This window comes from Psychrobacter sp. T6-1 (assembly GCF_052258445.1).
Genome location: NZ_JBQQFC010000369.1, coordinates 1 through 2,113, shown reverse-complemented (window position 1 = coordinate 2,113; position 2,113 = coordinate 1). Strand labels below are relative to the sequence as shown.

At 49.1% G+C, this 2,113-nt stretch carries 3 protein-coding genes; all 3 read left to right on the top strand.

Annotated elements, in window-relative coordinates; translation table 11 throughout:
• A partial coding sequence (locus tag ACTXGO_RS12855) for a type IV pilus inner membrane component PilO (RefSeq protein ID WP_443574804.1) occupies positions 1 to 426 on the top strand: 426 nt, incomplete at its 5' end.
• A complete protein-coding gene (locus ACTXGO_RS12850) occupies positions 426 to 953 on the top strand; it encodes a pilus assembly protein PilP (protein WP_317199251.1) in 528 nt (175 codons plus the stop codon). The genes ACTXGO_RS12855 and ACTXGO_RS12850, both read left to right, overlap by 1 nt.
• Before the next feature lie 27 nt (positions 954 to 980).
• Positions 981 to 2,113, top strand: a 1,133-nt coding sequence (locus ACTXGO_RS12845) for an AMIN domain-containing protein (protein ID WP_443574803.1), incomplete at its 3' end; no start/stop codon positions are given.

The window sequence follows — 2,113 nt, the reverse complement described above, 5'->3', positions numbered from 1 at the left end:
ACGGAGTTCAATACTTTGCTCGATCAATTGCCAAAGGATACGCGCGTATCAGAGCTGGTTGAGGGTATTAACATGACAGGGGTCGGCAGCAACATACGCTTCCAAGATATCTCCGTTGAACCTGAAATCGAAAATGAGTTCTTTATCGAGCAGCCTATTCGCATTGCAGCTTTAGGCGAGTATCATCAGTTTGGCAGCTTTATCAGTGGTTTGGCGGCTCTACCGCGTATCATCACTATGCACGACTTTGAGATTAGTAACCCGCAGCCTACCTTAGAGGTTTTGCCTGAGCTTAATATGGTGCTACAAACCAAGACCTATCGCTCAAAAGAGGCAAAAACAGACGTAGAGGTCACAGGTGAACCGGCTGCTGCTGGGACTACAGAGGCAACGGATACTCTCGCTGCTAGTACAGGAGGCAACTGATGACCAAGAAACTACCCATCGTTTTGATCAGTGTCTTGGCATTATGGCTTAGTGGCTGTAGTGATCGTATCGGTATGGCAGAGCAGGCTATGGTAGACATACGTAATCAGCCTGCGCAGCCTATCGAGCCGCCGCCGCAAACTGAGCTGGTTGAAGATTTTGTTTATAGCGCAAATACCTTACGTAGCCCCTTTTTGCCGCCAAGTTTGGTCAATGCTCAAGGCACCAGTAGCGTAACGAACGGTATACGTCCTGATCTTAATCGTATAAAAGAGCCGCTTGAGCAATATGAGCTGGCGCAACTGATCTTTCGCGGTATGCTCATCTCGCCTGAAGGTCAGCAGTATGCCTTGGTGCAGCGCCCTGATGGTTCAGTGGCTAGCGTAAAGGTTGGCGATTATATTGGGCTAAATGATGGACGTATCGTTGAGATTACACCGACCCAAATTAATTTGATTGAAATTGTGCCAGACAGCCGCGCCGGGTTTATCGAAAGACCCCAGTCGCTGGTCTCTCCTATAAGTTAAGTCGGCAGATCTTTTGAGGAATAAGCAATGACCGTACGCCATGATCAGGTAACAACAATGAGTAAACGCGTATCTTCACCCTTTGCCGTCTCGGCACTGGCGATAAGTATGATCACTATCAGTGCTAGCGCCTATGCCGAACAACGTATCAACACGGTCTCTGTGGTGCAGACAGCACCCGCCACTACCCAAATGCGTTTAGGGTTCTCCCAATCGCCGCAGTTGCCAGCTGCTTATCAGTTGGAGGATCCAAGCCGGCTGGTTTTGGACTTTGAGCAAGTGCAAAATGGGCTCAATAATCGCGCCAGCACCTATAATATTGGCATGATCAATGAAGTCACCACCTTAAACAACGACAGCACGACGCGCTTGATTGTGGGGCTTAGACAAGCTGGAGAGTACACGACTGCGATCGAAGGTAATGACTTACTCCTGACTATCACTGATCCTACTCGCGCTGTCGTATCCGCGCCTACTGTTGCACGTACGCCTTCTGTGGTGCGTCCTACCATAGTGAGTACTCCCACTGTAGTGACCACGCCTACTATTGTACGTGCGCCTACTGTCATCACTAATGACCCTATTCAAGATGTGTTAAATGGCAATACGGCAATCACAACCACTCCAATCGTCACGCCTATTATCGAGACGACAACGGTACCTGCCGCTGCAGTGGTCAGTCGCCCTGTAACAGTGACCGAGCAAGCCCCTGCCAATACAATGGTCGTACGAGTCAATCCCTTATTAGACCCAAGGCTTGCTGGTAGCCAAGTCAGTCAGCAATATAGCTATGATGGACTGACCGCACTGAATTTCTCTGCAAAGGGCAAGGGTGGTGATATCAGTATTGCACTTGCAAACGAAGCCATCCCAGTAGATGTGCAGCGTCAAGGCAGCCAGCTTGTGGTTCGCCTGACGGGTAGTACCGTGCCGCGTAACTTGCTACGCCGCCTAAACATCAATAGCGGACTTGTCAGTAGTGTCGATACCAAAAACCAAGGTCAAAACGGCGTTATCACCATCAATATGAATGGCGATTACGAGTATCAGGCTTATCAATCAGGCAATCAGCTTAATATTAGTGTTAAAGAGCCTGAGATGCTGCGAGAGCCGACTTTGGAGGAGAGAGTCTATACAGGTGAAGCCTTATCAATGGAGTT

Bases quoted from the DNA above. Each gene is read 5' to 3' on its own strand.
- ACTXGO_RS12850 (WP_317199251.1), top strand. From the start codon at position 426: ATGACCAAGAAACTACCCATCGTTTTGATCAGTGTCTTGGCATTATGG.